The 25,038-nt window shown below is 34.6% G+C and carries 26 protein-coding genes; 14 read left to right on the plus strand and 12 right to left on the minus strand.

Features of this window, described 5'->3' with window-relative positions:
• The gene (locus ACNQF6_RS02510) at positions 1 to 2,049 is read right to left on the minus strand and encodes a M16 family metallopeptidase (RefSeq protein WP_417962915.1); all 2,049 of its coding nucleotides are present in this window, start codon (positions 2,047 to 2,049) and stop codon (positions 1 to 3) included.
• A gap of 13 nt (positions 2,050 to 2,062) precedes the next feature.
• On the minus strand, positions 2,063 to 3,388 hold the full coding sequence (locus tag ACNQF6_RS02515) for a M16 family metallopeptidase (RefSeq protein ID WP_417962917.1): 1,326 nt from the start codon (positions 3,386 to 3,388) through the stop codon (positions 2,063 to 2,065).
• A gap of 231 nt (positions 3,389 to 3,619) precedes the next feature.
• On the opposite strand from ACNQF6_RS02515, the gene rplU reads away from it, so the two are divergent.
• Both rplU and rpmA read left to right on the plus strand, forming a co-directional pair.
• On the plus strand, positions 3,620 to 4,042 hold the full coding sequence (gene rplU / locus ACNQF6_RS02520) for a 50S ribosomal protein L21 (protein WP_417962919.1): 423 nt from the start codon (positions 3,620 to 3,622) through the stop codon (positions 4,040 to 4,042).
• 23 nt (positions 4,043 to 4,065) lie between these two features.
• A complete protein-coding gene (gene rpmA, locus ACNQF6_RS02525) occupies positions 4,066 to 4,332 on the plus strand; it encodes a 50S ribosomal protein L27 (protein WP_086453627.1) in 267 nt (88 codons plus the stop codon).
• A 153-nt stretch (positions 4,333 to 4,485) separates the two neighbouring features.
• Here the strand turns inward: rpmA and ACNQF6_RS02530 are convergent, their stop codons facing one another.
• Positions 4,486 to 5,094, minus strand: a complete 609-nt coding sequence (locus ACNQF6_RS02530) for a hypothetical protein (RefSeq protein WP_417962921.1) — start codon at positions 5,092 to 5,094, stop codon at positions 4,486 to 4,488.
• Between the two features lie 286 nt (positions 5,095 to 5,380).
• Positions 5,381 to 6,697 carry an adenosylhomocysteinase gene (gene ahcY / locus ACNQF6_RS02535; RefSeq protein WP_417962923.1) on the minus strand — a complete coding sequence of 439 codons (1,317 nt, stop codon included), beginning with the start codon at positions 6,695 to 6,697 and terminating at the stop codon, positions 5,381 to 5,383.
• Between the two features lie 253 nt (positions 6,698 to 6,950).
• Between ahcY and ACNQF6_RS02540 the strand changes: the two genes are divergently transcribed.
• The 6 genes from ACNQF6_RS02540 to ACNQF6_RS02565 all read left to right on the plus strand — a co-directional run bounded on the left by ACNQF6_RS02540 (position 6,951) and on the right by ACNQF6_RS02565 (position 14,137).
• Positions 6,951 to 7,610, plus strand: a complete 660-nt coding sequence (locus ACNQF6_RS02540; protein WP_417962992.1) for a 4'-phosphopantetheinyl transferase family protein — start codon at positions 6,951 to 6,953, stop codon at positions 7,608 to 7,610.
• Positions 7,611 to 7,720: 110 nt separating this feature from the next.
• The gene (locus ACNQF6_RS02545) at positions 7,721 to 8,443 is read left to right on the plus strand and encodes a phosphoglycerol geranylgeranyltransferase (RefSeq protein WP_417962925.1); all 723 of its coding nucleotides are present in this window, start codon (positions 7,721 to 7,723) and stop codon (positions 8,441 to 8,443) included.
• 196 nt (positions 8,444 to 8,639) lie between these two features.
• Positions 8,640 to 9,269, plus strand: a complete 630-nt coding sequence (pnuC, locus tag ACNQF6_RS02550) for a nicotinamide riboside transporter PnuC (protein WP_417962927.1) — start codon at positions 8,640 to 8,642, stop codon at positions 9,267 to 9,269.
• Complete coding sequence (locus ACNQF6_RS02555; RefSeq protein ID WP_417962929.1) at positions 9,224 to 11,347, plus strand: DUF4301 family protein; 2,124 nt, start codon at positions 9,224 to 9,226, stop codon at positions 11,345 to 11,347. The genes pnuC and ACNQF6_RS02555 overlap by 46 nt, the downstream gene beginning before the upstream one ends.
• A gap of 2 nt (positions 11,348 to 11,349) precedes the next feature.
• Positions 11,350 to 11,751 carry an alternative ribosome rescue aminoacyl-tRNA hydrolase ArfB gene (gene arfB / locus ACNQF6_RS02560; protein ID WP_417962931.1) on the plus strand — a complete coding sequence of 134 codons (402 nt, stop codon included), beginning with the start codon at positions 11,350 to 11,352 and terminating at the stop codon, positions 11,749 to 11,751.
• A gap of 271 nt (positions 11,752 to 12,022) precedes the next feature.
• Positions 12,023 to 14,137: a TonB-dependent receptor gene (locus ACNQF6_RS02565; RefSeq protein ID WP_417962933.1), complete on the plus strand. Its 2,115-nt coding sequence runs from the start codon at positions 12,023 to 12,025 to the stop codon at positions 14,135 to 14,137.
• 59 nt (positions 14,138 to 14,196) lie between these two features.
• On the opposite strand, the gene ACNQF6_RS02570 is transcribed toward ACNQF6_RS02565, so the two are convergent.
• Complete coding sequence (locus ACNQF6_RS02570) at positions 14,197 to 14,610, minus strand: Rieske (2Fe-2S) protein (protein WP_417962935.1); 414 nt, start codon at positions 14,608 to 14,610, stop codon at positions 14,197 to 14,199.
• Positions 14,611 to 14,772: 162 nt separating this feature from the next.
• Here ACNQF6_RS02570 and greA point away from each other — a divergent pair, with 162 nt between their 5' ends.
• The 3 genes from greA (at position 14,773) to ACNQF6_RS02585 (ending at position 16,951) form a co-directional block, all read left to right on the plus strand.
• Entirely contained in the window at positions 14,773 to 15,249 is a 477-nt protein-coding gene (greA, locus tag ACNQF6_RS02575; protein ID WP_091165910.1) for a transcription elongation factor GreA, read from the plus strand.
• Between the two features lie 44 nt (positions 15,250 to 15,293).
• Positions 15,294 to 15,683 carry an HIT family protein gene (locus tag ACNQF6_RS02580; RefSeq protein WP_417962937.1) on the plus strand — a complete coding sequence of 130 codons (390 nt, stop codon included), beginning with the start codon at positions 15,294 to 15,296 and terminating at the stop codon, positions 15,681 to 15,683.
• 95 nt (positions 15,684 to 15,778) lie between these two features.
• Positions 15,779 to 16,951, plus strand: coding sequence for a transglutaminase domain-containing protein (locus ACNQF6_RS02585; RefSeq protein WP_417962939.1), 1,173 nt, complete (start codon positions 15,779 to 15,781; stop codon positions 16,949 to 16,951).
• Here the strand turns inward: ACNQF6_RS02585 and ACNQF6_RS02590 are convergent.
• Positions 16,943 to 18,097: a sensor histidine kinase gene (locus ACNQF6_RS02590; RefSeq protein ID WP_417962941.1), complete on the minus strand. Its 1,155-nt coding sequence runs from the start codon at positions 18,095 to 18,097 to the stop codon at positions 16,943 to 16,945. The two genes, ACNQF6_RS02585 and ACNQF6_RS02590, sit on opposite strands and share 9 nt — an antisense overlap.
• Before the next feature lie 174 nt (positions 18,098 to 18,271).
• On the opposite strand from ACNQF6_RS02590, the gene ACNQF6_RS02595 reads away from it, so the two are divergent.
• The 3 genes from ACNQF6_RS02595 (at position 18,272) to aat (ending at position 20,277) form a co-directional block, all read left to right on the plus strand.
• On the plus strand, positions 18,272 to 19,153 hold the full coding sequence (locus ACNQF6_RS02595) for a flavin reductase family protein (RefSeq protein WP_417962943.1): 882 nt from the start codon (positions 18,272 to 18,274) through the stop codon (positions 19,151 to 19,153).
• 24 nt (positions 19,154 to 19,177) lie between these two features.
• Positions 19,178 to 19,558 (plus strand): DUF3127 domain-containing protein, encoded by a 381-nt coding sequence (locus tag ACNQF6_RS02600; protein WP_099714265.1) that lies wholly within the window; start codon positions 19,178 to 19,180, stop codon positions 19,556 to 19,558.
• An 80-nt stretch (positions 19,559 to 19,638) separates the two neighbouring features.
• Positions 19,639 to 20,277: a leucyl/phenylalanyl-tRNA--protein transferase gene (gene aat / locus ACNQF6_RS02605; RefSeq protein WP_417962945.1), complete on the plus strand. Its 639-nt coding sequence runs from the start codon at positions 19,639 to 19,641 to the stop codon at positions 20,275 to 20,277.
• Between the two features lie 3 nt (positions 20,278 to 20,280).
• On the opposite strand, the gene ACNQF6_RS02610 is transcribed toward aat, so the two are convergent.
• The 6 genes from ACNQF6_RS02610 to ACNQF6_RS02635 form a co-directional block, all read right to left on the minus strand.
• The gene (locus tag ACNQF6_RS02610; protein WP_417962947.1) at positions 20,281 to 20,991 is read right to left on the minus strand and encodes a HesA/MoeB/ThiF family protein; all 711 of its coding nucleotides are present in this window, start codon (positions 20,989 to 20,991) and stop codon (positions 20,281 to 20,283) included.
• Between the two features lie 19 nt (positions 20,992 to 21,010).
• Entirely contained in the window at positions 21,011 to 22,132 is a 1,122-nt protein-coding gene (gene thiH / locus ACNQF6_RS02615; protein WP_417962949.1) for a 2-iminoacetate synthase ThiH, read from the minus strand.
• Between the two features lie 104 nt (positions 22,133 to 22,236).
• On the minus strand, positions 22,237 to 23,007 hold the full coding sequence (locus ACNQF6_RS02620) for a thiazole synthase (protein WP_417962951.1): 771 nt from the start codon (positions 23,005 to 23,007) through the stop codon (positions 22,237 to 22,239).
• Entirely contained in the window at positions 22,994 to 23,626 is a 633-nt protein-coding gene (locus ACNQF6_RS02625; protein ID WP_417962952.1) for a thiamine phosphate synthase, read from the minus strand. Before ACNQF6_RS02625 ends, ACNQF6_RS02620 begins: the two co-directional genes overlap by 14 nt.
• Positions 23,619 to 24,374, minus strand: coding sequence for a hydroxymethylpyrimidine/phosphomethylpyrimidine kinase (locus ACNQF6_RS02630; RefSeq protein WP_417962954.1), 756 nt, complete (start codon positions 24,372 to 24,374; stop codon positions 23,619 to 23,621). The genes ACNQF6_RS02625 and ACNQF6_RS02630 overlap by 8 nt, the downstream gene beginning before the upstream one ends.
• Positions 24,347 to 24,946 carry a thiamine phosphate synthase gene (locus ACNQF6_RS02635; RefSeq protein WP_417962956.1) on the minus strand — a complete coding sequence of 200 codons (600 nt, stop codon included), beginning with the start codon at positions 24,944 to 24,946 and terminating at the stop codon, positions 24,347 to 24,349. Before ACNQF6_RS02635 ends, ACNQF6_RS02630 begins: the two co-directional genes overlap by 28 nt.
• Positions 24,947 to 25,038: the final 92 nt, after the last annotated feature.

Below are 25,038 nucleotides of genomic sequence, written 5' to 3' on the forward strand. Positions count from 1 at the left end.
TTATTGAAAATCAGCATCTGAAACACCTTCATTGATTTTAACGTCAGATATTTTAATATCCAATTCAAATCCTATATTTTGAATAATATTAAAAGGAATCTTAACGCCTTTTACATCCTTGTAATCTCCGTAATTTGTGGTTTGCGTTATGGTTTGACCGCCTTGTTCTATTATTTTGGATTCAGCCAGTTTTAATCCTGAAGTCACATCGTAATAGAATGTTGTTTTTCCGTTTTTTACTGCATAGGCCTCTTTTCCACTTATTGTCTCGATACCGCTTAATACTAACCCTTCTTTTTTAGAAAGTAATAATTCTTCAAAAGTTGTTGCGCTTGCTTTCATATCAGTAAGCGTTGTTCCTTCGATGTTCTGGCGTTGTCCTTGTTGCATTACATAAGCTCCTTTTTCATTTACCACTTGTTTCATCAGGCTCATGGTTCCCATCGCTAATTCAACCATTAGTTTGCCTTTAGCATCAATTTTTGTAGTAAAATTTAAAGGGGAAGGTGCTTGCGGAATTGTTGTGGTTCCATTCATCGCAATTGTTTTTACAGCAGAAGCTGCTTTTTCTCCACCAATAGCTTTGATGTAATTATCAATAACACTTTTTGCAGTTACGCCAACAGGAATGTCTTTTTTGAAAACTGGTTTTTCCAACTGATTACCATATTTGTCAAAATAAAACATTGGAATTTTTAGTTTTTCCAAAGCTGGAATCACTTCCGATCCTTTTCCGGCAATAATAATTCGTTTGTTGTCCAAAAGGAAATATTTGTTGGCTGCACGAAGTACATCATCGGCAGTTACGGCATTGATGGTTTTGATGTAGTTTTCATAGAAATCTTTTGGAAGATCTTCGGTTTCTATATTCAATGCGTATCGTGCTATTGATTGCGGCTTTTCTACCTGCATCACAAATCGTCCGATGTAACCTGCTTTAGTATTACTCAATAATTCCTCGCTTACTTTTTCGGTGCGTATTTTTTTGATTTCTTTGATAAATTCAACTACTGCACTGTCTGTAACAACGTTTCTTACCGCTGAAGTCGATCTTAATTTAGTTACGTATTTTCCACTTCCTATTACAGAACTAGCGCCATAAGTCCATGCGTGTTTTTCTCTTAGATTCATATTAAGGTAACTATTAAAGTCACCGCCAAGAATATACGTTGCGATTACAGCTGGGAAGAAATCAGGGTCACTCATCTTTAAATTCAATGTATTCACTAATGAAATCTCTGATTGTACTGCATTAGGCACATCAACAAAATTGATTTGAGTGAAAGGTACATTCTCCGGTGCTGCGTACGTCAGTTTTGGCGTGCTTCTTTTTTCCCAAGATCCAAATAGTTTCTCTATAATTGGTTTCGCTTCTTTGTATTTGATGTCTCCAATAATCACTAGATAAGCATTTTCGGGAACAAAATAATTAGCATAATTAGCTTGAATATCCGTAAGAGTTACGTTTTTAATCGTTTCCTCGGTCATGTACTCTCCAGAAGGGTGGTTTTTTCCAAAAGCAAGTGCGTCAACAACTCTGTTTGCAATGGCAGGAACACTTTTTTCTTGAGATTTAAGTCCTTCCAGTAATTTTGCTTTCTCTTTCTCGAATTCTTCTTGAGTAAAATTTGGATGTAAAGCTCCCTCAGCCATCAATTCTAGTATTCGTTTAGAATATTTAGAAAGGGTGCTTGCGTAAGCTCCTTGTGAGTTGAAACTAATGTCAGCTCCCAGAAAATCAATCTCTTCATTGAAAGCATCTTTGGCTAATTTTTTACTTCCATTTCCTATCATGCTGCTGGTTAATTCGTCAACCCCTTTTTTATTGCCTTCAGCATAAGGAGCATTGTCTAATGAAAGACTGAAACTAACTTTTGGCAGCTTGTGATTTTCAACAATCATAACCTTCAAGCCATTTGGCATAACAAAAGTTTGTGGTTTTTTTATGTTTACTACTGGTGAAGCTCCAGGTTTTGGTTGTGTGCGATCTTGTGCCTGCATAATTCCTGTTACCAACAAAATGAATAATAATATATTTGTTTTTTTCATGATTTAGAATGTCTTAGTTTTTAGCCTGTTCTGTAGAAGGAATATAATCCAAAAGCAATCTTTGGTTTGGATTTAAATATTTTTTCGCTACGTCTCTAATTTCCTCACGAGTGATAGAATGTAAAAGTTCTATTTCGGTGTTGATTAAATTGATATCGCCGTAAAGCATATAATAGGTTGCTAAATTTTCGGCAATTCCCTCTACATTAGAATTTGCATTCACAAAATTATTGTCAAACTTATTTTGTAATTTTTGGAAGTCGTTCTCCGAAATTAATTCCGTTTGAATTTTTACAATTTCTTCGTCAATTTCTTTTAATACATCAGCAGCTGTATTAGTTCCCATTGGCAGACCATACAAGATATACATTCCATAATCCTCTTGACTAAAACCTACGGCACCTATTTGTAATGCCATTTTTTTCTCGTCAACTATTTTTTTATACAATTTAGAACTTTTTCCATCACTTAAATAGGAAGAGATGAAATCTAAAACTCTGGCGTCTCTAGTTTTCATTGACGGCGTTCTATATGAAGCAACTAACATTGGAATCTGGATGTTAGCATCCTGATACGTTGCTTTTAACGTTTGAGTAATTGGTTCTTCAATAAAAGTTTGTTTCGTTACAGCAGTTCCTTTTTTTATTGGTCCAAAATATTTCTGAATCCATTCTTTGGCCTGATTTTTTTCGAAATCACCGGCAACAACTAAAACAGCGTTGTTTGGAATGTAGAATTTTTTATTAAATGCCTGAAATTCTTCTAAGGTTGCAGCATCCAAATCTTTCATTGAACCAATGGTGTTCCATCGATACGGATGTTTCTTGAACATATTTTCTTTTACAACCGTAAGGATATTTCCATAAGGACGATTGTCAAAACTGGTTCTTTTCTCTTCTTTCACAACCTCATTTTGAGTGTCAACACCAATTTGATTGATTACAGGATGCATCAATCTCTCGGATTCCATCCAAAGGGCTAATTCTAAATTATTAGAAGGAAATACTTCGTAATAATACGTTCTGTCATCGGAAGTGTTCGCATTGTTTGTTCCTCCATTTGAACTTACAATTTTCATCCATTCGCCACGTTTTATGTTTTCAGTTCCTTCAAATAATAAATGTTCAAAGAAATGGGCAAAACCCGTTCGGTCCGGTTTTTCGTCTTTGGAACCTACATGATACATCACGGAAGTGACAACGACAGGAGCAGAAGGGTCGTTATGTAAAATAACATGCATGCCATTATCTAAATTATATTCTTCGAAAACTACTTTTTGAGCCGAAGCTACTCCACCAAGCATGAGCGCTGTACTTAAGGCCATTATTGATTTTTTCATATTGGATTAATAATTTTATTTTCTATTAGTAACGGAAAAACAGTTATTGTTACATCAAAAATAGTACAGAATAAAACTTTAACAACTGTTCATTTCATTTTTTTATTAATTGGCTTTAAAAGCATGAGAAATCAGGATATTAGAGATGAAGAATATTTTTTGTTTTACTAATTGCAGGTTAAATATTTAATTGTATATTTGCAACCTTAAAAATTATTAAAACAATTCAGTATGTATGCAATCGTAGAGATAGCAGGGCAACAGTTCAAAGTAAGCAAAGACTTAAAGGTTTATGTTCACCGTTTAACTAATGAAGAAGGTTCAAAAGTTTCTTTTGACAAAGTTCTTTTATTAGATGATAACGGAACAATCACTTTAGGCGCCCCAGCTATAGAAGGTGCTTCAGTAGAAGCTAAAGTGTTACAACACTTAAAAGGAGATAAAGTTATCGTTTTCAAAAAGAAAAGAAGAAAAGGATACAAAAAGAGAAACGGTCATAGACAATATCTTACTCAAATTGTAATTGAAGGTATTACTAGTGTTGGTGCAAAGAAAGCAGCTCCTAAAAAAGCAGCAGTTGAAGCCACTACAGAAGAAGTTGAAGCTCCAAAGAAAAAGGTAGCTAAAGCTAAAAAAGAAGATACAAAAGAATAATAACAAAATAAAACTAATACGTCATGGCTCACAAGAAAGGTGTCGGTAGTTCTAAGAATGGTAGAGAATCAGAATCAAAACGTCTAGGCGTTAAGATATTTGGTGGTCAAGCTGCTATTGCTGGGAACATCATCGTAAGACAAAGAGGTTCAAAACATAATCCAGGTGCAAACGTTTACATTAGTAAAGATCACACACTACACGCAAGAGTAGATGGAGTTGTTTTCTTCCAAAAGAAAAGAGATAACAAATCATACGTTTCTATACTTCCTTTCGAAGTTGAAGCATAATTGATTTTCTCAATTATTTAAAAAATCCGTCCACTGTTTGTGAGACGGATTTTTTGTTTTTAATTGATTTGTGATTTTTATTTGTGAGTGCAGTTTAAAAACTGTTTTTGAGTAAAAAAACGAATGGTTTTTGTTGGATTGAAGGTTTTGAAACTATTGTAACTTGAAATAGTTAAGTTTTTGATTTCCGCAAACTAATTCAGTGTAATTGTTTTCGATTTTTTCTCCAATATAGGTTGCAATTAATTCTCCAGTATTGGAATCAATATTATAATCCCACACTTCATTATTAGAATTTAAAAATTCAGTAAAGGAATACGATTCTGGATTTTCTGAAAATCGGTTCTTGTCGGTTTGTACTAGTTTCCATTCTTTTGTATTCTTATATAATTCAAAAAACTGAATTTCTTCTACAGTAATATGGATCATTTTGCCAACTAAATTATCTTCTCGTATTGCCCAATTGCCTTCTTTGGGGATCCATTTCCATTTTCCAATTAGTTCGTTAATTTTGTTTTGCCGTAAGATAAATTTTAATGAATCTGCTTTTTTTAATGCAAGCGTTGCAACATCTGCTTTTGGGTTGATGTTGTTGCTAATTGCAAAAGTTCTTATTGCTTCTAAATAATCACCACCCTCACTCGTTTTTATTGCTAATTTATACAACTGAGTTTGGTATGAGCTTCTGTCGTTATCTTGTGCTGCTATGTTTTGAATAACAATTGACAATAGTATGACTAAATAGGGTTTTATGGGAGTCACAATGGTTTTTTAGTTTTGTACTTTACGAAAAACTACAATATTAAATTTGCTTTTGTAAAGCGTATTGGAAAAGCTTTCTATTTAAAAAAAATTTAGCTTATTTGCATGAGGGATAGTAGCGGCATCCTTTTATGAAGCGCAGCGCAATAAAAGATACAGCGTATAGCCCGACCCGAAGTTTTTGCGAAGGGTCACGCCCAAAAACAAAAAACCCTTGCTCCCGAAACTTTGGGACTGCAAGGGTTCTAAATCTAAAATCAGCAATCGCTAATCAAAAATCAGCAATCTAGTACCTGTAATATTCTGGTTTGAATGGACCTTCAACTGGAACTCCAATATAATCAGCCTGATCAACACGTAAAGTCTCTAATTCAACACCTAATTTAGCTAAGTGCAACATTGCTACTTTCTCATCTAAATGTTTTGGTAACATGTACACATCATTATTGTATGCCGCGCTGTTTTTCCACAATTCGATTTGAGCAAGAGTTTGGTTTGTAAATGAGTTACTCATTACAAAACTTGGGTGACCTGTAGCACAACCAAGGTTTACTAAACGACCTTCTGCCAAAACGATAATATCATTTCCAGCAATAGTGTATTTGTCAACTTGAGGTTTGATTTCGATTTTTGATGCACCGTGGTTTGTGTTCAACCAAGCCATATCAATTTCGTTATCAAAATGCCCGATGTTACAAACGATAGTTTTATCTTTCATTTTCTCGAAATGAGAACCCAAAACGATATCTTTGTTTCCAGTAGTCGTAATAATAATATCAGCAGTTGCGATAACAGTATCTAATTTTTTAACTTCAAAACCGTCCATTGCAGCTTGTAAAGCACAAATTGGATCAATTTCAGTAACCGTAACAATAGAACCAGCACCTCTAAAAGAAGCCGCAGTTCCTTTACCTACGTCACCGTAACCACAAACGATTACTCTTTTTGCAGCAAGCATAACATCCGTTGCACGACGAACCGCATCAACTGCCGATTCTTTGCAACCGTATTTGTTATCAAATTTCGATTTAGTAACTGAGTCATTCACATTGATAGCAGGCATTGGCAATGTTCCCGCTTTTACTCTCTCGTACAATCTGTGAACACCAGTTGTAGTTTCTTCAGATAATCCTTTGATTCCAGATACCAATTCCGGGAAACGGTCAATAACCATATTAGTCAAATCTCCACCGTCATCAAGAATCATGTTCAATGGTTTTCTGTCTTCACCAAAGAATAAAGTTTGCTCAATACACCAGTCAAAATCTTCCTCGTTCAAACCTTTCCAAGCATAAACTTGAATTCCAGCAGCAGCAATTGCAGCAGCAGCCTGATCTTGAGTAGAGAAAATGTTGCAAGAACTCCAAGTCACTTCAGCACCAAGAGCAATTAAAGTTTCAATCAAAACCGCAGTTTGGATTGTCATGTGCAAACATCCTGCAATACGAGCACCAGCAAGTGGTTGTTCATTTTTGTATTCCGCACGAAGCGCCATTAAACCTGGCATTTCAGCTTCTGCTAGTTCAATTTCTTTTCTTCCCCAAGCCGCTAGAGAAATGTCTTTTACTTTGAAAGCCACAAAAGGCATAGTTGTAGTACTCATTTATAGTATATTTGTAAGTGTAAAATTTTTTGCAAATTTACGTAATAACTTTAGAATTTTACTGTTTTCCTGAAGTTTTATGAATTGTTTAATTCGCTAATCTTTTGAACATTAACTAAATAATTTCTTTAAGCTGAACTTATTTCAGTTTCTGGAGCTATTTCCCGTTATTCGCTATATCTTTTTCCACGCAAAAAAGCGTGAAAAAAGGATGCCGCTGCTACCGGGGCTAAAAAAACAAGAACACAATACGATGCCACTTTACAAAACGATAAATTTCTCCCGAAGCGTAGGGACCACCACCCAAATCCTTGTTTGGAAAGTAACCGAATCCTATGCCGAATTATTAGACCAATTGGTCTTAAACGACAGCAATCGCCTCCGCCTAAACGGAATGAAATCAGAAATGCACCAACGCGCCTTTCTGAGTGTTCGCAAGTTATTACAGGAAACGGGCCACACTGATTTAGATTTGTATTATGACGAATTCGGGAAACCACATCTACATGGAGAGAACCATATTTCTATAACACATTCCCATAATTTTTCGGCAATTATCATCAGTGACGAAACCGTAGGAATCGATATGGAATTGCATCGAGACAAAATCCTCCGAATCGCCGATAAATTCAGTGACTCTGAATTTCAATTTTTGGATAAGGACAGTGACGAATACATTCGAAAATTAACAGTCATTTGGGGCGCCAAAGAAGCCATTTTCAAAATTAGAAACGAAAAAGGAATCAGCTTCAAAGACCATATCAAAGTACCCTCTTTCAAATTAGAAAGTAAACAAACAATCGCTGAACTACATTTTAATAATTTAGTCAAGGATTTCACTATTCATTTTGAAGAAATCGAAGATTTTACTTTAGTCTATGCTTTTGAAAATAATGCTCAGTGTTCCGTCTAGCAGTTTGTCATTCCCACGAAGGAGTAATCACAAAATCAATAGTTAGTCGCAGTAATCAGTTAAATAATCTGTATAAATCTGTAAAATCCGCGTCATCAGCGTGCCAAAAAATGACAAACATTTATAACGAAATCATCCAATCGAAAGCTGAAAATCAAAAACTGATGGCAATTCTACTAGATCCAGACAAATTGATCTTGGACAACTTGGATCATTTAGTCTCAAAAATCAGTCAATCGCCTGCAAGTCATATTTTCATTGGCGGAAGCCTAGTAGAAAATGTTAACATAGACGATTTGATTTCAAAAATCAAACAAAACTGCAGTCTACCAATTGTTTTATTCCCAGGCAATCCATCTCAAATTTCAGATAAAGCCGATGCAATTTTGTTTCTGTCATTAATTTCAGGAAGAAATCCTGATTATTTGATAGAACATCAAGTAAATGCCGTTCCATTACTAAAACAAACAGATTTAGAAATTATCTCTACAGGGTATATTTTGATAGAAAGTGGAACTGAAACTGCTGTTGAACGCGTTAGTAAAACCAAGCCTTTGGATAGAAATAATCTGGATTTAGTATTGGAAACGGCACAAGCTGGCGAAATGTTAGGCAATAAGTTGATTTATTTAGAGGCGGGAAGTGGTGCAAAACATGCTGTACCATTAGACATGATTAAAAAAGTAGCGCAAAATATTGAGATTCCGTTACTTGTTGGTGGCGGAATTGTAGATTTGCAAGGCATTCAAGATGCGTATCATGCCGGTGCCGATTTAGTGATTATAGGAACAGCTTTTGAAAAAAATACTAATTTTTTTAATGACAGACATTAGTTTTATTTGGCATCTCGAGCGCAACGTCATTAAGTGAGTGTTTATTTGTCATTCCTACGAAGGAGGAATCTCTGTTTGTTGCGATTCCTCCTTCATAGGAATGACACAATCATGGGATTCTTCCTCAACTTAATGGCATTGATTCCGAGCGCAGTCGAGGGATAAGGACGTAAATTCACAAACCTAAAATACTTCAATGATAGAATACTTTTTTTCTCAGTATAGAGATTACCCAAGCCTAGATATCGTTTTAGAAATCGTGGCGGTCATTTTTGGTCTACTAAGTGTTTGGTATGCCAAAAAAGACAATATTTTAGTTTTTCCAACAGGATTAGTAAGCACATCCATCTTTGTGTATCTGCTTTGGAAATGGACTTTGTGGGGTGATATGATGATCAACGCATATTATTTTGTAATGAGTATTTACGGTTGGTACCACTGGACCCGAAAAAAAGGTGATAGAGTTGAGTTCCCAATTTCAAAAATTTCCAGTTCTGAAAAACGAATTGCGATAATTCTTTTTATATTTACAGTCGCTTTTGTGGTTTCGGTATATCATTATTTCGGAAAATTCACCACTTGGTTTGCTTATGTAGATACATTTATCACAGGAATTTTCTTTGTAGGAATGTGGCTCATGGCTAAAAGGAAAGTAGAAAATTGGGTATTTTGGATTATTGGAGATGTAATTTCAATTCCATTATATTTTTCAAAAGGTTTTACTTTTACAAGTTTTCAATACATAGTATTTACAATAGTTGCCATTTTTGGCTATTTAGAATGGAAGAAAATCTCAGACAGCTCTCAAACGGAGCTACAAAAATAATAAAAGTAGCCTTATTTGGTCCCGAAAGCACTGGCAAAACAACATTGGCTAGACAGCTTGCTGAATATTATAAAACCAAATGGGTTCCTGAATATGCAAGAGAATATCTTCAAAAAAAATGGGATGAAAACCAGCAAATATGCAATGTTGATGATATGCTTCCTATTGCGTATGGCCAAACCATATTAGAAAATGAAAGCGCTTTAATTGCTAATAACTACCTTTTTTGTGATACTAATTTATTGGTGACTAAAGTTTTTTCGGAAGTATATTATAATTACTGTCATCCATTATTAGATCAAGCAGCTCGTGAACATGAGTATGACCTGTTTTTTCTTACGGACATTGACATTCCATGGGAAAAAGATGATTTAAGAGATCGTCCAGACGAAAGAGAGTCGGTGTTTGCAAATTTTAAACAATCCTTAATCGATAATAAAAAACCATTTGTAATTCTTTCAGGAGATAAAAAATTACGGCTGAAGAAAGCAGTTGCCATTATCAATGATCTAACAAAGGCTAAAGAAATGGGATTCTCGTCGCTTGATTTTATTCAGATTTATGAAAAAGGAGTTTCATTAAAAAACATCCAAGAGCAACTTGATTTTTTTAGAAATGGAATAACAAAGAGTAATCTGGTAGGACCGGCAACTTTATTCAATGGTATTTTGAAATTATCTGAAATTGATTTCCATGAAAAGGCAGTTTTTTTTGATGAGAATAAGTCAAATTTTAAACTAGAGAAATTTGTTCCCGCATCTGGTGCAGCAACAAGAATGTTTAAGTTTTTACTTGCCTTTTTGAAGGATTTTGATCTCGAAAATGAAACGATTAATGCTTATATAAATAGAAAAAAAGAAACAGAACTTCCTGTTTTTATTGTTGGTTTAGAAAAATTTCCATTTTTCGAGGCAGTTGATAAAAAACTAAGAGAGGAATTTGTTGACTTTGAATTCCTTCATCGAGATTATAAAAATTATTATTTCATAAAATTACTTTTGGCACCGGATTATTTTAATTTTGCTGGCAAGCCCAAAGGTGTACTTCCTTTTCATAAATATCAAAATCATATTTATACACCTGTAGAAGAGCATCTCAATGAATGTGTTCATTATGCTAATTCAAATTCAAAATCAAACTTGCATTTTACGGTGTCAGAATCTCATTTGACACAATTTCAAACTATGATTAATGTCGTTAAAGGGAAACTGGAAAAAAATGCAGGAATAGCAATTCCCGTTAGTTACTCTTGTCAAAATGAGAGCACGGATACTCTTGCTGTAGATTTTATAAATAACCCCTTCAGAGATGAAAACGGCAAGTTGTTTTTTAGACCTGGAGGGCATGGAGCTTTGATAGAAAACTTAAATAATCTTGATGCAGATATTATTTTTATAAAAAATATTGATAACGTTATCCAAAATAATATTGCAAAAAACTCTTTGTATAAAAAGGCATTGGCAGGAATTTTAATAGAATTGCAACAGCAGGTATTTAAATATTCACATGCAATCGATACGGATAAAATTCAACAAGAGGAAAGCGAAGAAGTTTTACTTTTTTTACAAGAAAAACTAAATATTAGTATCCCAAACAGCTTTTACAAGCTTAGTTTTGAAGATAAAATCACCGAAATAAAAGCTTTTTTAGATAGACCTATTAGAGTTTGTGGAATGGTTAAAAATGAAGGTGAAGCCGGTGGTGGCCCATTTTGGGTAAAAGATAAAAAAGGTTTAATTTCGTTACAAATTGTTGAGAGTTCCCAAGTAGATTTATCAGATGATAATCAAAGAGAAATACTGAGTGCTTCTACACATTTTAATCCCGTTGATTTAGTGTGTGGAATTAAAAATTATAAAAAGGAAAAATTTGATTTAATTCAATATGTAGATCACAATAGTGGTTTTGTAGTGGAGAAAACTACTTTTGGACGAGCTATTAAATCGTATGAACTACCGGGTTTATGGAATGGTGCTATGGCTAACTGGATTACTATATTTGTTGAGGTGCCATTAATTACATTTAATCCTGTGAAAAGCGTGAATGATTTATTAAAATCAGCGCACCAACCTCAATAAAATTGGAAAAACAAAAAATCATATCGGAGTTGAGCTTCAAAGCTGTTCGTAGTAGTGGTGCTGGTGGACAAAATGTAAACAAAGTTTCCTCTAAAGTGGTTTTGACTTTTGATTTGAAAAATTCTCAGGCTCTAACTGAAGAAGATAAACTTTTGGTGGAGAACAAATTAGCATCTAGATTGACTATTGATGCTGTATTAATCTTGAATTGTGATGAAGATCGAAGTCAGTTTAGAAACAAAGAAATTGTAACCAAAAGGTTTTTGGAACTTATAAAAAATGCATTGCTTATTCCTAAAGAACGTAAGCCTACTAAAATTTCCAAGTCTGTCATTAGAAAGCGAATAAAGGATAAAAAGAACGTTTCTGAAATTAAAAAGACACGTAGAAAACCTGATTTTTAAAATTTATTTCAATTCATAATTTATAATTCACAATTTATAATTAGTTTTGCGCTGTCTCAAAGGGGTGCTCTAAATAACGAGCTGAGATTATACCCAAAGAACCTGGACAAGTAATGTTGTCAAGGGAAAAAATGACAAATAAATAGCGTGCACACTACTTTATTTATCATAGGAAACAATCATTTTTAATTTAACAAAAGAATAATTCCCCCTTTTATTCGTAATCTTTTTACGGATGAATATTTTATTTTACAAAATTGGTCAAGAGTCAATGACCGAGAACCCAAAAAAAATAATTAGAGTAATTTTTTTACTCTTCACCTTTCACCTTTCACTTTTCTCTTTCTCACAAGTAAAAGATACTACTAAGGTAAACCAACTCGATGAAGTTTTAGTTTCGGCAGTTCGTGTGACGACAAAAACTCCTGTTAGTTTTAGCAATTTGGACAAAAAGGAAATCAAATTTCGAAATTTAGGACAGGATATTCCTATTCTGATGAATTATTTGCCTTCGGTTGTCACAACTTCTGATGCGGGAAATGGTGTGGGATATACCGGAATTCGTGTCCGTGGTAGTGATGCTACAAGAGTGAATGTTACTATCAACGGAATTCCTTACAATGATTCTGAAAGTCATGGGACGTATTGGGTAAATATGCCTGATTTTGCCTCATCACTGGAGAGTTTGCAATTGCAACGCGGCGTAGGAACTTCTACTAACGGAGCAGGAGCTTTTGGAGCCAGTTTGAATATGCTTACCGATAATTTTGCCAAAGAAAGCACTGGAGAAATCTCCAACTCTTTTGGAAGTTTTAATACTCGAAAACACACCGTAAAATTCAGTACGGGTTTGATGAACGATCATTTCGAAATCGCGGGACGTTTGTCTGCTTTAAATTCAGATGGGTATGTGGACCGCGGTGCATCTGATTTGAAATCCTATTTTCTTCAGGGTACCTATGTAGGCAAAACTACTTTGATAAAAGCCTTGGTATTTGGAGGAAAAGAGAAAACATATCAGTCTTGGAATGGAATTGACGGCGAAACACTCAACGATGATCGCACTTTTAATTCAGCAGGAGCTTTTACGGACGAACAAGGAAATGCTCGTTTTTATGATAATGAAACAGATAATTACCAGCAAGATCATTCTCAATTACACTGGAACGAAAAAATATCAGAAAACTGGAGCACTAATTTTGCGTTGCATTACACAAAAGGCAAAGGGTTTTATGAAAATTACAAAGAAGACGCTGATTTAGCTGATTATGGATTACAACCAGTTGGTACCGTGACTACATCTGATTTGATTCGTCAAAAATGGTTGGATAACGATTTCTACGGAACAACATTTTCTGCAAATTACAAGAAAGAAAAACTGGATATGATTTTTGGTGGCGGATGGAATAAGTATGAAGGTAGCCATTTCGGTAAAGTTATTTGGGCACGATTTGCTTCGCAGAGCGAATTAGGAGATCGTTATTATGACGATTATGCTGTCAAAACGGATGGAACTATTTTTGCCAAAGCCAATTACCAAATCACAGAGAAATTAAGTTTATTTGGAGATTTACAATATCGTACGGTTAATTATAAAGCCAACGGGGTTCAGGCAGATGTAGTAGATGATACATTTAATTTTTTTAATCCAAAGACTGGGTTGACGTATGACATCAATGCTAATAATGCTTTGTATTTTTCCTATGCCAGAGCTAACAGAGAACCAAACAGAACTGATTATGAAGGCGGAAACGTAAAGCCAGAAAAATTGAATGACTTTGAATTGGGTTGGAGATATGTTGCTGAGAAAGTACAATTCAATACCAATGTGTATTATATGGCTTATAAAAATCAATTGATTTTGACTGGAAATCTGGATGATGTAGGCGCTCCGATACGTTCTAATAGTGAAAAAAGTTACCGTTTAGGACTGGAAGTAGATGCTACAATAGCATTGACAAATCAATTGATTATACGCCCTAATTTTACCTTGAGTGCTAATAAAAATACGGATTTAGCAATAGAGGGACAGAATTATGGGACAACTGATATCGCATATTCACCATCGATTATTGCCGGAAATATTTTGGTCTATACCCCAGTGGAAAATCTTCATATTTCATGGTTGCAAAAATTTGTGGGCGAACAATACATGAATAACATTGAATTACCGGCTGCTAAGTTGGCGGAATATTTTGTCAATGATTTGAATATCGCTTATGAGTTTAAACCAAAATCGGTTTTTAAATCGATTATTGTGACAGGTTTAGTGAATAATTTTTTAGATAAAAAATACGTGTCAAATGGATACATGTATGATATTTACCCTTACTATTACCCACAAGCAGGAATTAATTTCCTTGCTGGTTTGACATTGAAGTTTTAAAGAAATAAATTATTTGTTATTGGATGAAATCCTGATGGTTCGCTGTCAGGATTTTTTGTTTAATTATAAACTCTAAGTGCCGTCCCGTTTACTTGAACACGATATTGTTTCATAGGATATTGTAAAGTTCCCTGTCCGGTAAATAAGCTGTATTCTTTACTGTCACATCCACAAACTGCATTTATTCCATCTATGGTCATAGTAGAACAAGAGCTTATAGCTTGATTGGGACAAGCTGCATCAAAAGCATTGTAACCGCTTCCCGTATTAAAAACAATAATACCGCGCGCGCCCACTCCTGCATAATAAATTGCATTGCTGGGATATTTTAAATTAGAATACGCTGGCAAATTCATATTAATATCTACGGTAAAAGTATAATTAGGCACAAATGGATTTGTATTATCAAAACCAGAATCACTACACGAAAAATAGAAAGTAATTATAACGAAAAGCAGCAGGTTTTTTTTCATTTTAAAATTGTGTCAAAGTATTAGTGAAACAAATTTAATTTATTTAACTTTGATTTATATATGATTAACATATATTTATAGACGAAAAAATAATAATAGTATCTTTGTGGAAAGAAATCCCGTCCTGATGGGATTTTTTCTATTTATATAAATGATGAAGTTATGAGTACAGTATCGTATTACACCGCAGAAGGGTTAAAGAAATTAAGAGAAGAATTAGATTATTTAAAAAGCGTAATGCGTCCAAAAGCATCTGCAGATATAGCCGAAGCAAGAGATAAAGGTGACCTTTCAGAGAATGCTGAATACGATGCTGCTAAAGAAGCACAAGGTATGCTGGAAATGCGCATTGCTAAACTGGAAGAAGTACACTCTAATGCCAGATTGATTGATGAAACACATCTAGATGTTTCTAAAGTATTGGTATTGTCTAATGTGAAAATCAAAAACCAAACCAATGGAATGGAAATGAAATACACATTGGTAGCTGAAAGTGAAGCCGACTTGAAAACCGGAAAAATCTCGGTGACTTCTCCAATTGGGAAAGGTTTACTAGGGAAATCAGTTGGAGAAGTGGCAGAAATCACGGTTCCAAACGGAGTGTTGAAATTTGAAATTTTAGAGATTTCCCGCGATTAAATAGTTAAAGGTTTAACGGATTCAAACAATTAACCAATTCAACAATGTCAAGTATATTTACAAAAATTATAAACGGAGAAATCCCGTGTTATAAAATTGCAGAGGATGAAAATTTTCTTGCTTTTTTGGATGTAAATCCAAATGCAAAAGGACACACACTTTGTATTCCGAAACAAGAAATAAATAAGATTTTTGAGATGGAAGATGATTTGTATATCGGACTGATGCAGTTTTCTAAAAAAATAGCAGTTGCCCTGGAAAAAACGGTTCGGTGTAAAAGAATCGGAATGGCAGTTGTAGGACTAGAAGTTCCCCATGCTCACGTTCATTTGATTCCCTTGAATGAAATGGATGAAATGCGTTTTCAAAATAAAGTATCGCTCTCAAAAGACGAATTTGAAGCTTTGGCAGAAAGCATAAAAACCAATTTATAATAGTTGAATAAATAAAATAAATTGGTATGGTTTTAGTTTAGAAAGGGATAGGTGAAAACCTATCCCCTTTTAATTTTTGAGCCTACATTATTATTATGAAAAATATTTATTTAGTACTTTTTTTCTTTATCTCGTTTCTGAGTTTTGGACAAGTCAACACAGGTTATTCTTTGGTTGATGCTAAAATGGCTGTTATTCCTGCTAGTTCAACTACTTCTACCGATGCAATTGCCAAATATATCAATAGTAATTTCAAAACAGAAACAGATAAAATCAGAGCTGTTTTTTACTGGACCGCATCGAATATCAGCTATGAGGTTGCTAATATGTTTGCCGTAAATTTCAATGAAACCGAACAGGAAAAAATCGCAAGGACGTTAAAAACCAAAAAAGGGGTTTGTATTCATTATGCTGTTGTTTTTAATGAGCTTTCGCAAAAAACAGGAATTCAATCCTATATAATTGATGGGTATACAAAGCAAAACGGAAAAGTAAGCGATTTGGCTCACGCTTGGATAGCCGCAAAAATTGATAAAAAATGGTATATATTTGATCCAACTTGGGGTTCTGGTTATGTCAATAACGGGAGATTTTATAAAAAAATAAACAACTATTATTGTAAGGCTGAGCCCGCTAAAATAATTGCTTCACACATTTCATTTGATTATTTATGGCAATTTTCGAATTATCCTATAACCAATGGTGAATTTTATGAAGGGAAAATCCAAATCAATAAAACCAAAAAATACTTTGATTTTGAGAAAGAAATCAATAAAAACAGCGCCATGTCTGAAGCTGATCAATTATTTGCTTCGGCAGAAAGAATAGAGAAAAACGGCTTGAAAAATGCTATGATTCTCGAACGCTATGAAGGGAAAAAGCAACAATTGACCTATTTAAGACACAATACAAATATTGAGAAATTGAATTCCATTGTGAATGAAATGAATCAGGCAGTTGTTCAACTGAATGATTTTATTTATTATCGAAACAATAAGTTCAAGCCTGCTTTATCAGATGATGAAATTAGCAATATGATCGAAACGCCAAGAGAACAGCTGGTGAAATGCCAAAACGATATATACAGCGTGGGATCAGTTGGCGGCAAAAATGCATCTAATGTAGCATCGATTAAAAAATCGATTGGAGCAGCTCTGGCACAAGCTGAAGAACATTCCTTGTTTGTGAAAAATTATTTGAGTAAGTCTAAAATAGTCAGAAAAACAATGTTTTCAAAAGTTACTTGGTTTGGTGTTCCGTTAAACTAAATTGCTTTTTTTAAAACTGACTTGCATCGTTGTTCCTTTTCCAATCTCGGAATTTAACACTTTTATGGTTCCTTTATGGTATTCTTCCACGATTCTTTTAGTCAATGAAAGGCCTAATCCCCAACCGCGTTTTTTAGTTGTAAATCCTGGTTCAAAGATGCTTTTGAATTGGTTTTTTTGAATTCCGCTTCCAGTATCGGTAACGTTTATTTTTACAGAATCACCTTCTTGTTCAATTTCAAGTGCTAATTTCCCTTTTCCTTTCATAGCGTCGATGGCATTTTTTACAAGATTTTCAATGGTCCAACTGTGTAAAGTAGGATTCAAAGAAACAATGATAGGTGATTTTGGTGCCTTGAATGAAAATTCAATTTGTTTCGAAAATCGGGATTGTAAATAGTCGTAGGATTGAAAGGTTTCTGCTACGATGTCTTTATTTTCTAATTTTGGTTCTGAACCTATTTTAGAGAAACGATCGGTTATGGTTTGTAAACGTTCAATGTCTTTTTCAATTTCGAAAGTGATGCTTTCGTCCACATTTTCAGATTTCAAGAGTTCGACCCAGCCAATCAAGGAAGAAAGCGGAGTTCCTATCTGATGTGCCGTTTCTTTTGCCATTCCCGCCCAAAGTTTATTTTGCGTAGCCATTTTCGTGCTTCTGTAAAAATTGTAAACGAGTGCTCCAAAAAGTACAATGATAAGCACTAAAGCAACAGGATAATATTTCAGTTTATTTAGTAATGCGGAATTACCGTAATATAAATTTTGAAATTTACCTGGTACATATTCAATGACTATTGGTTCATTTTCGCTTTTTAATTTAGATAAAAAATCCTTGGCTTTGAGCTCATTTTTTACAATTGCATCGTCAATGTTCACAGTGTTTATGATACGGTCATTCTCCGTAACGATAATAGGAATGGAAGTATTGTTACTGAAAATCTGAAGGGGAAGTTCTACATCGGTATTTTCACCGGCATTATTGAGCGTTTTTTGAGCTTTTGCCCAAAGGTTCATTTTTAAACGTTCTTCATTTTTGAAGATTTGAAAAAAAGTATAAGTGTTCCAGAGAATTAATGAAATGATAAAAAAGGATGCGAAAATAATAACCCAACGAGTCGTATTTCTTCTTTCAGAAAACTGCATAAATATAATTTAGAGGTATAAATATAACGAAATAAATGCTTCTGTATTTTAGTTTTAAGGAAAGAATTTTTTTAGACAAATCAAATCTTTATTTTACTCTAATTTAGGGTTACTACTTCTTAGACTTAATTCATTTGTCTACTTTTGTATCTTTAAGCAATAAATTAAAAACGTATGATTACTATTGATCCTAAAAGTATCGAAACAGCAAAACTGCAAGGGTATTTGCAAAGTTCTGTTGGGCCAAGGCCTATCGCTTTTGCCAGTACGATGGATGCTAAAGGGAATCCTAATTTATCGCCTTTTAGTTTCTTCAATGTGTTCAGTGCTAATCCTCCGATTCTGATATTTTCACCAGCAAGACGCGTTCGTGATAATTCGATAAAACACACCTTAATCAATGCCGAAGCGACTCGCGAAGTGGTGATTAATGTGGTAAATTATAATATAGTGCAGCAAACGTCTCTGGCCAGTACGGAATATGCTGATGGAGTAGATGAGTTTATAAAATCTGGCTTGACGCCAATTGCTTCAGAGGTTGTAAAGCCTTTTAGGGTAAAAGAATCCCCCGTTCAATTTGAATGCAAAGTCACTCAGATTATTCCATTGGGAACTGAAGGAGGAGCCGGAAATTTAGTATTTTGTGAAGTAGTGCGCATTCATATTGACGAATCTATTTTAGACGAAAACGGAGCGATTGATCAACATAAGATTGATCTAGTTTCCAGATTAGGCGGCAATTGGTATTCCAGGTCGAATCAAGGTCTTTTTGAAGTACCAAAACCATTATCCACATTAGGAATTGGGGTGGATGCTATTCCTGATTTTATAAAAGAAAGTCCTGTTTTTGATGGGAATGATTTAGGAATTTTAGGCAATATTGAAGCCTTGCCTACCAAGGAAGAAGTTAGTATATTTGTAAAACAAAATTTCGCGGTAAAAGGAGTTTTAAGCTCCGATGATGAGTTAAAAGTACACTTAGAAGCTAAAAAATATTTAGATAGTAATGATGTGTTTTCGGCATGGAAAGTACTTTTAGCAGAAAGAAAAAAATAGAGCAAAACAATTAAAACATAGAAGATGGAAGTTACAGGAAAAATTAAAATGATCGATCAAACTAAGGAAGTTGGATCTGGAGGTTTCAAAAAAAGAGATGTTGTAGTTACAACTGATGAGCAATATCCACAACATATTCTAGTTCAGTTTGTTCAGGATAAATGTGACTTATTGAACGGTTTTCAAGTAGGTGAGCCTGTGAAAATTGATATTAATTTAAGAGGTAGAGAATGGACAAATCCTCAAGGGGAAACGGTTTATTTTAATACTATCCAAGGGTGGAGAATAGGTAAATTACAAGCTGAAGCTCCTTCAGCTGCGCAAATGCCTCCAATGCCAGCTGCTGAAGCATTTGCACCAGCAACAAACTTAAATGAAGAAGAAGCAGACGATTTACCTTTCTAATCATTTGATTTTCGATTGATATAGTAAAACAAACCCGACAGGTATTCAAAACACTGTCGGGTTTTATTTTTTGATAAAGAATGTATTATTTAACTACAGCATTATTTTTTCCACCCGTTTCTCAGACTAATTCTACAGGTATTCTTGCTCTTGGAGGAGATTTGTCGACTGATCGTTTACAGCTTGCCTATAGGAATGGGATTTTTCCATGGTTTGAAGATGGTGAACCTATTACATGGTGGTCGCCTAATCCCAGAATGGTTTTGTTTCTGGGTGAATTGATTGTATCCAAGAGTATGCGCAACATTCTCAATAGAAATATTTTCAAGGTTACATTTAATCAAAATTTTAGGGACGTAATTTTGCATTGTCAAAACATAAAACGAGACGGTCAAAATGGTACTTGGATTACCAATGACATGATTGAAGCCTATTGTAAACTACATGAATTAGGCATTGCAAAATCAGTTGAAGTTTGGCAAGATGAGGTTTTGGTTGGCGGTTTATACGGAATCGATTTGGGTCATATTTTTTGTGGTGAAAGTATGTTTTCAAAAGTTTCGAATGCTTCTAAAGTGGCTTTCATTACTTTGGTAAACCAATTAAAAAAAGAAAATTACAAGCTATTGGATTGCCAAGTTTATAATCCACATTTAGAAAGTTTGGGTTGTAGAGAAATTGAAAGAACCGATTTTATTGAAATATTGAAAAGTAATTAGCATTTAAAACTTCAGTTTCTTAAAACTCCAATTCAGTGTATTAAAAAGAATCAATTCATTTTCCAATGTTGGTAAATCCATAATCAGCTTTAAAGTTTCATGCGCCATCATTGTGCCAATCATCCCCGGAAGCGTACCCAGTACGCCATTCAAATTACAATTGGGAACATCTTTTGGATTTGGTGCTTCAGGGAATAAGTCACGAAGGTTTTTATTTCCATTATGATTAAAAACCGTCATTTGACCCTCAAAGTTTAAAATACTGCCGTAGACTAAGGATTTACCTAACATCACACAAGTATCGTTTACTAAATAACGAGTTGCAAAATTATCGCTCCCATCAACAACTACATCAAAATTCATGATGATTTGTGTGGCGTTTTCCATAGTTAGTTTTTCTTCAAAGGCAATAACTTTAATCAAAGGATTTAAAGTTTCTAAAACCAATTTTGCAGTAATTGCTTTTGATTGATCAACGTACTCCTCAGTATATAGAATTTGGCGGTGCAGATTGTGTAATTCTATTGTGTCAAAATCTACAATTCCTATGGTCCCAATTCCGGCCGTTGCTATATATTGTAAAATAGGGCACCCTAATCCACCTGCACCAATCACTAGAACTCTAGCTTTCTTGAGTTTTTCCTGTCCTGAATCACCTATTTCCGGTAACATCATTTGTCGGTTATAGCGTAAAAAATCCTGAATAATACTCATAATTCTGTATTCTAAAATGTTAATCTATATTCGTGTAACTTCTGTCCCAGTCTTTCCAAACGGGTTCGTATCCTTTACTAGAAATGACTTTTGCAATCTCAGCAGCCGATCGTTCGTCACTGATTTCAAATTGTTCCAATGATTGCGGATCAACAACATAACCGCCAGGATTAGTTTTAGAACCGGCACTCATACTGGTAATACCAATAGGAATAATATTATCACGAAATTTTTCATTTTCACGGGTTGACATGGAGATTTCTAAATCTTCATTCCACAAACGGTAGGCGCAAATGAGTTGGGTCAAATCAGTATCATCCATGATAAAGTTGGGCTCAATAACTCCTTCTGCTGGTCGTAATCTGGGGAAAGAAACCGCATATTTAGTTTGCCAATACGTTTTTTGTAAATAATCTAAATGCAAGGCATTGAAAAAACTGTCCGTACGCCAATCTTCCAATCCTAACAAAACACCCAATCCAATTTTATGAATACCTGCAGTTCCTACTCGGTCCGGCGTTTCTAAGCGAAAATCGAAATTCGATTTTTTTCCTTTTGTGTGGTATTGCTTATAAACATCACGATGATACGTTTCTTGGTATACTAAAATCGAATAGACACCAGCATCATGTAATTGCTCGTATTCTTCTGTTGACAAGGGTTGCACTTCGGCTGAAATGGTGGAAAAGTCATTTTTTATTTGAGCAATTGTCCTCAGAAAATAATGAATGTTTACGGTATGATTTGCTTCGCCAGTCACCAACAAAACGTGATCAAATCCCGCTTTTTTTAAGACCTCAATTTCTAGCGTAATTTCACTTTCGGTAAGTGTTTTTCGCTTGATTTTGTTATCTAAACTAAAACCACAATACGTGCAAATGTTCTGACATTCATTACTTAAATACAAAGGAGCATACATCTGAATCGTTTTTCCGAATCTTTTTTTAGTTAATTCATGGGCTTGTTGCGCCATTTGCTCTAAATAGGGTTGGGCAGCAGGTGAAAGTAAAGCTAGAAAATCATCGAGACTGCGCTTATTTTTGGCTAACGCCTGTTCGACTTCTACTGTTGTTGTGCTATATATTTTTGTTTTGATGGTATTCCAATCGTAGTTGTCAAAAACCGATTTAAATGTTTTCATTGTTTTTTGTTTTTAACCACAAGTTGCACAAAGAAGGCGCGAAGTTCACAAAGTTTAGTGTTCTCAGTGCTTTCTTTGTGTGCTTTGTGGTTAAGTTTTGGTAATTATTCGTATAAAAACGCTGTCAAAGGACTTGAAGCTATTGCACGATTAACCTTTTGTGCTATTTGCGCTTCGTAGGCTTTTCGGCCTGCAATAACAGCTTCTCTGAAAGCTTCTGCCATCAGTATTGGATTTCCTGCCACGGCAATCGCTGTATTTATCAAAACCGCATCAGCTCCAAGTTCCATTGCTTTTGCAGCATCAGAAGGAGCGCCAATTCCTGCATCAATAATTACTGGAACTCTACTTTGTTCGATAATGATTTCTAAAAAATCGATAGTTTTTAATCCTTTGTTGCTGCCAATCGGTGAGCCCAAAGGCATGACCGCTGCAGTTCCTGCATCTTCCAAACGTTTGCATAAAACCGGGTCCGCATGAATGTAAGGCAAAATGATAAATCCTAATTTGGCTAATGTCTCTGTAGCTTTTAAGGTTTCAATCGCATCAGGTAGTAAATATTTTGGATCAGGATGAATTTCGAGTTTTAGCCAATTGGTTTCTAATGCCTCGCGGGCTAATTGTGCTGCAAAAATGGCTTCTTTAGCAGTTCTTGCTCCAGAGGTATTGGGTAATAAATTAATTTTCGGGTGTTTAAGATGTGCTAAAATAGCATCTGTCTCGGTTTCTAAATCGATACGTTTTAGTGCGACAGTAACTAACTCACTCCCGGATGCTAAAATGGCCTCTTCCATTTGTTGATTTGAACCAAATTTTCCTGTCCCTAAAAATAAGCGGGATTCAAGGATTTTATCTCCTATTTTAAATGGTAACATATAATTTGTCGTTAAGTTGATTGATAAGTTGTATTGCGTTTTCGGTTTGTGTAATCAAACTGGAAACGGCTATGCCGTGAATTCCAGTTTTCATTAGACTTTCTACATTTTCAAGTGTGATTCCTCCAATGGCATAAATGGGGATTTGGATATTTTTCGCCTTCATTTGTTCGATAATCGATCGATATCCTTCCAGTCCTAGAATTGGACTTAAATTTTGTTTGGTAGTTGTAAATTGGAATGGACCCAAACCAATATAATCACAATTCTCGGCTGTTCTTTGTAGCACATCTTCAAAAGTGTTGGCGGTGCCTCCAATGATTTTTCTGTTTCCTAAAATGAGTCTTGCTTCTTCAACGCTCATGTCACTCAAACCTAAATGAACTCCATCCGCATCCAATTGTTTTGCTAAATAGACGTTGTCATTGATGATAAAAGTGGCTAAATATTCTTTGCATAACATTTTTACGGCTTCCGCCAAAGTGAAAGCATCATCTGAATAATTTTTTTTGAATCTCATTTGTATCCATTCGCAACCATTATCCAATGCTTTGTGGATGTTGTATACTTGTTCTTCGACAGTGTTTCCTTGCGAAATATATTGTAATTGGTTATTCATAATGGTATCCTAATTTGGTTTGGTTCGATTGTAAATAGGTTTCTATATATTTTTTGGCGTTGCTACATGCTGTTTTTAGGTCTTGTCCTAAGGCTAAATTGGCAGTAATAGCGGATGATAATACGCAGCCAGAGCCATGTTTTCCGTAAGCTAAAGTGCTATTTGGCACAAGCCTTAAGATTTCATTTCCGGTATATAAATAATCAATACCTATTTCGTGCGGATTATGCCCTCCTTTTAGTAAAACCGCGCAATATTCCGAAAGGTTTTTTGCAATTGTTTCTGCATTAATTTCTTCCGAAGACAGTTGTAAAATCTCATCGTAATTGGGCGTTATCAAATCAACTTCCTTCAATATTTCAATCAAAAAAGCTTGGTTTTTGATGTTTATAAAATCGAATTCAGTAGTGGATTTCAGAACGGTATCCCAAACGATTTTTGTTTTTGGCGAAAGCTTTTTCACTACCCAAACAATTTCTCTTAAATAATTTAATGAAGGAATAATTCCAATTTTGACGGCTTTAATAGTGTGATTTTCGAACAATTTTTCTAAGGATTTCAAAACAAAATCTAAGTCAGTCCATTGTATTTCGAAGAACTCATTTTCAGTTTGAATGGTATTGCCTGTATTCACTGCAAATCCATATACATGATGCTGCTCAAATGTTTTCGCATCTGCCAGAATCCCTGCGCCTCCAGAAGGATCAAAACCCGCAATTGTTAATACGAAAGGGCGATTTGCTGACATAGTTTATAATTTTCTATTGGGTTGTTGCTGTTCCAAATGGTACCTAAAAGCGCCACATCATCAAAACCATAATTCAATGCAGTTTTGATTCTCTCAGATGTAACTCCTCCAAGGGCAATTAATGTAGTTTTGTTGTTATTTCTTTGTTTTAATTCTTTTTCAAAATCAATATCTGAAACGTACTTTGGTTTAGAAATACTTTCGAAAACGGGTCCAAAAAATGCGTAATCAAAAACATTAGATAATTTTTCAAAGTCACTCATACTGTGAATGGAAGTAGAGAGTTTAAATCCTCGTTCTTTCCAATCCTTCAAACAATATTCGGATGTTTCATTTCGTTTTTTTTCTGTAAAATGAATGCGATTAATTCCAACTTCTTCTGCCAATTGATGATGATTGTGCAATGAAAGTAGGTTTCTATATTCTGGTCTAATTGCTGAAACAAAAACTTTCATCTCGAGTTTAGTAAATTCTGGTTTTCGAACATGAAGCATCTCCAGTCCATTCTCAAAAAGAGAATGAATTGTTTCGATTTCACCGACTTGTGGAGTTGGGCTAGAAATTATAATCATAGTTCTGAATTTCCTAAAAGATCTTTTTTGACCTTGAAAGTATTAATTTGGTTGTTGAAAGAAACCTACAAGGTTTTATAAACCTTGCAGGT

It is taken from the genome of Flavobacterium pasteuri (genome assembly GCF_048286615.1).
GTDB lineage: Bacteria > Bacteroidota > Bacteroidia > Flavobacteriales > Flavobacteriaceae > Flavobacterium.

Excerpts from the sequence above, each read along its gene's own strand:
- ACNQF6_RS02515 (WP_417962917.1), bottom strand. The coding sequence starts at position 3,388 with ATGAAAAAATCAATAATGGCCTTAAGTACAGCGCTCATGCTTGGTGGA.
- aat (WP_417962945.1), top strand. The coding sequence starts at position 19,639 with ATGTATTATTTAACTACAGCATTATTTTTTCCACCCGTTTCTCAGACT.
- pnuC (WP_417962927.1), top strand. The coding sequence starts at position 8,640 with ATGATAGAATACTTTTTTTCTCAGTATAGAGATTACCCAAGCCTAGAT.
- ACNQF6_RS02580 (WP_417962937.1), top strand. The coding sequence starts at position 15,294 with ATGTCAAGTATATTTACAAAAATTATAAACGGAGAAATCCCGTGTTAT.
- rplU (WP_417962919.1), top strand. The coding sequence starts at position 3,620 with ATGTATGCAATCGTAGAGATAGCAGGGCAACAGTTCAAAGTAAGCAAA.
- ACNQF6_RS02630 (WP_417962954.1), bottom strand. The coding sequence starts at position 24,374 with ATGTCAGCAAATCGCCCTTTCGTATTAACAATTGCGGGTTTTGATCCT.
- thiH (WP_417962949.1), bottom strand. The coding sequence starts at position 22,132 with ATGAAAACATTTAAATCGGTTTTTGACAACTACGATTGGAATACCATC.
- ACNQF6_RS02545 (WP_417962925.1), top strand. The coding sequence starts at position 7,721 with ATGACAAACATTTATAACGAAATCATCCAATCGAAAGCTGAAAATCAA.
- ACNQF6_RS02565 (WP_417962933.1), top strand. The coding sequence starts at position 12,023 with ATGACCGAGAACCCAAAAAAAATAATTAGAGTAATTTTTTTACTCTTC.
- ACNQF6_RS02570 (WP_417962935.1), bottom strand. The coding sequence starts at position 14,610 with ATGAAAAAAAACCTGCTGCTTTTCGTTATAATTACTTTCTATTTTTCG.
- ACNQF6_RS02540 (WP_417962992.1), top strand. The coding sequence starts at position 6,951 with ATGCCACTTTACAAAACGATAAATTTCTCCCGAAGCGTAGGGACCACC.
- ACNQF6_RS02600 (WP_099714265.1), top strand. The coding sequence starts at position 19,178 with ATGGAAGTTACAGGAAAAATTAAAATGATCGATCAAACTAAGGAAGTT.
- ACNQF6_RS02585 (WP_417962939.1), top strand. The coding sequence starts at position 15,779 with ATGAAAAATATTTATTTAGTACTTTTTTTCTTTATCTCGTTTCTGAGT.
- ACNQF6_RS02555 (WP_417962929.1), top strand. The coding sequence starts at position 9,224 with ATGGAAGAAAATCTCAGACAGCTCTCAAACGGAGCTACAAAAATAATA.
- ACNQF6_RS02625 (WP_417962952.1), bottom strand. The coding sequence starts at position 23,626 with ATGAATAACCAATTACAATATATTTCGCAAGGAAACACTGTCGAAGAA.
- ACNQF6_RS02620 (WP_417962951.1), bottom strand. The coding sequence starts at position 23,007 with ATGTTACCATTTAAAATAGGAGATAAAATCCTTGAATCCCGCTTATTT.
- ACNQF6_RS02590 (WP_417962941.1), bottom strand. The coding sequence starts at position 18,097 with ATGCAGTTTTCTGAAAGAAGAAATACGACTCGTTGGGTTATTATTTTC.
- ACNQF6_RS02610 (WP_417962947.1), bottom strand. The coding sequence starts at position 20,991 with ATGAGTATTATTCAGGATTTTTTACGCTATAACCGACAAATGATGTTA.
- ACNQF6_RS02595 (WP_417962943.1), top strand. The coding sequence starts at position 18,272 with ATGATTACTATTGATCCTAAAAGTATCGAAACAGCAAAACTGCAAGGG.
- rpmA (WP_086453627.1), top strand. The coding sequence starts at position 4,066 with ATGGCTCACAAGAAAGGTGTCGGTAGTTCTAAGAATGGTAGAGAATCA.
- ACNQF6_RS02635 (WP_417962956.1), bottom strand. The coding sequence starts at position 24,946 with ATGATTATAATTTCTAGCCCAACTCCACAAGTCGGTGAAATCGAAACA.
- ahcY (WP_417962923.1), bottom strand. The coding sequence starts at position 6,697 with ATGAGTACTACAACTATGCCTTTTGTGGCTTTCAAAGTAAAAGACATT.
- greA (WP_091165910.1), top strand. The coding sequence starts at position 14,773 with ATGAGTACAGTATCGTATTACACCGCAGAAGGGTTAAAGAAATTAAGA.
- ACNQF6_RS02510 (WP_417962915.1), bottom strand. The coding sequence starts at position 2,049 with ATGAAAAAAACAAATATATTATTATTCATTTTGTTGGTAACAGGAATT.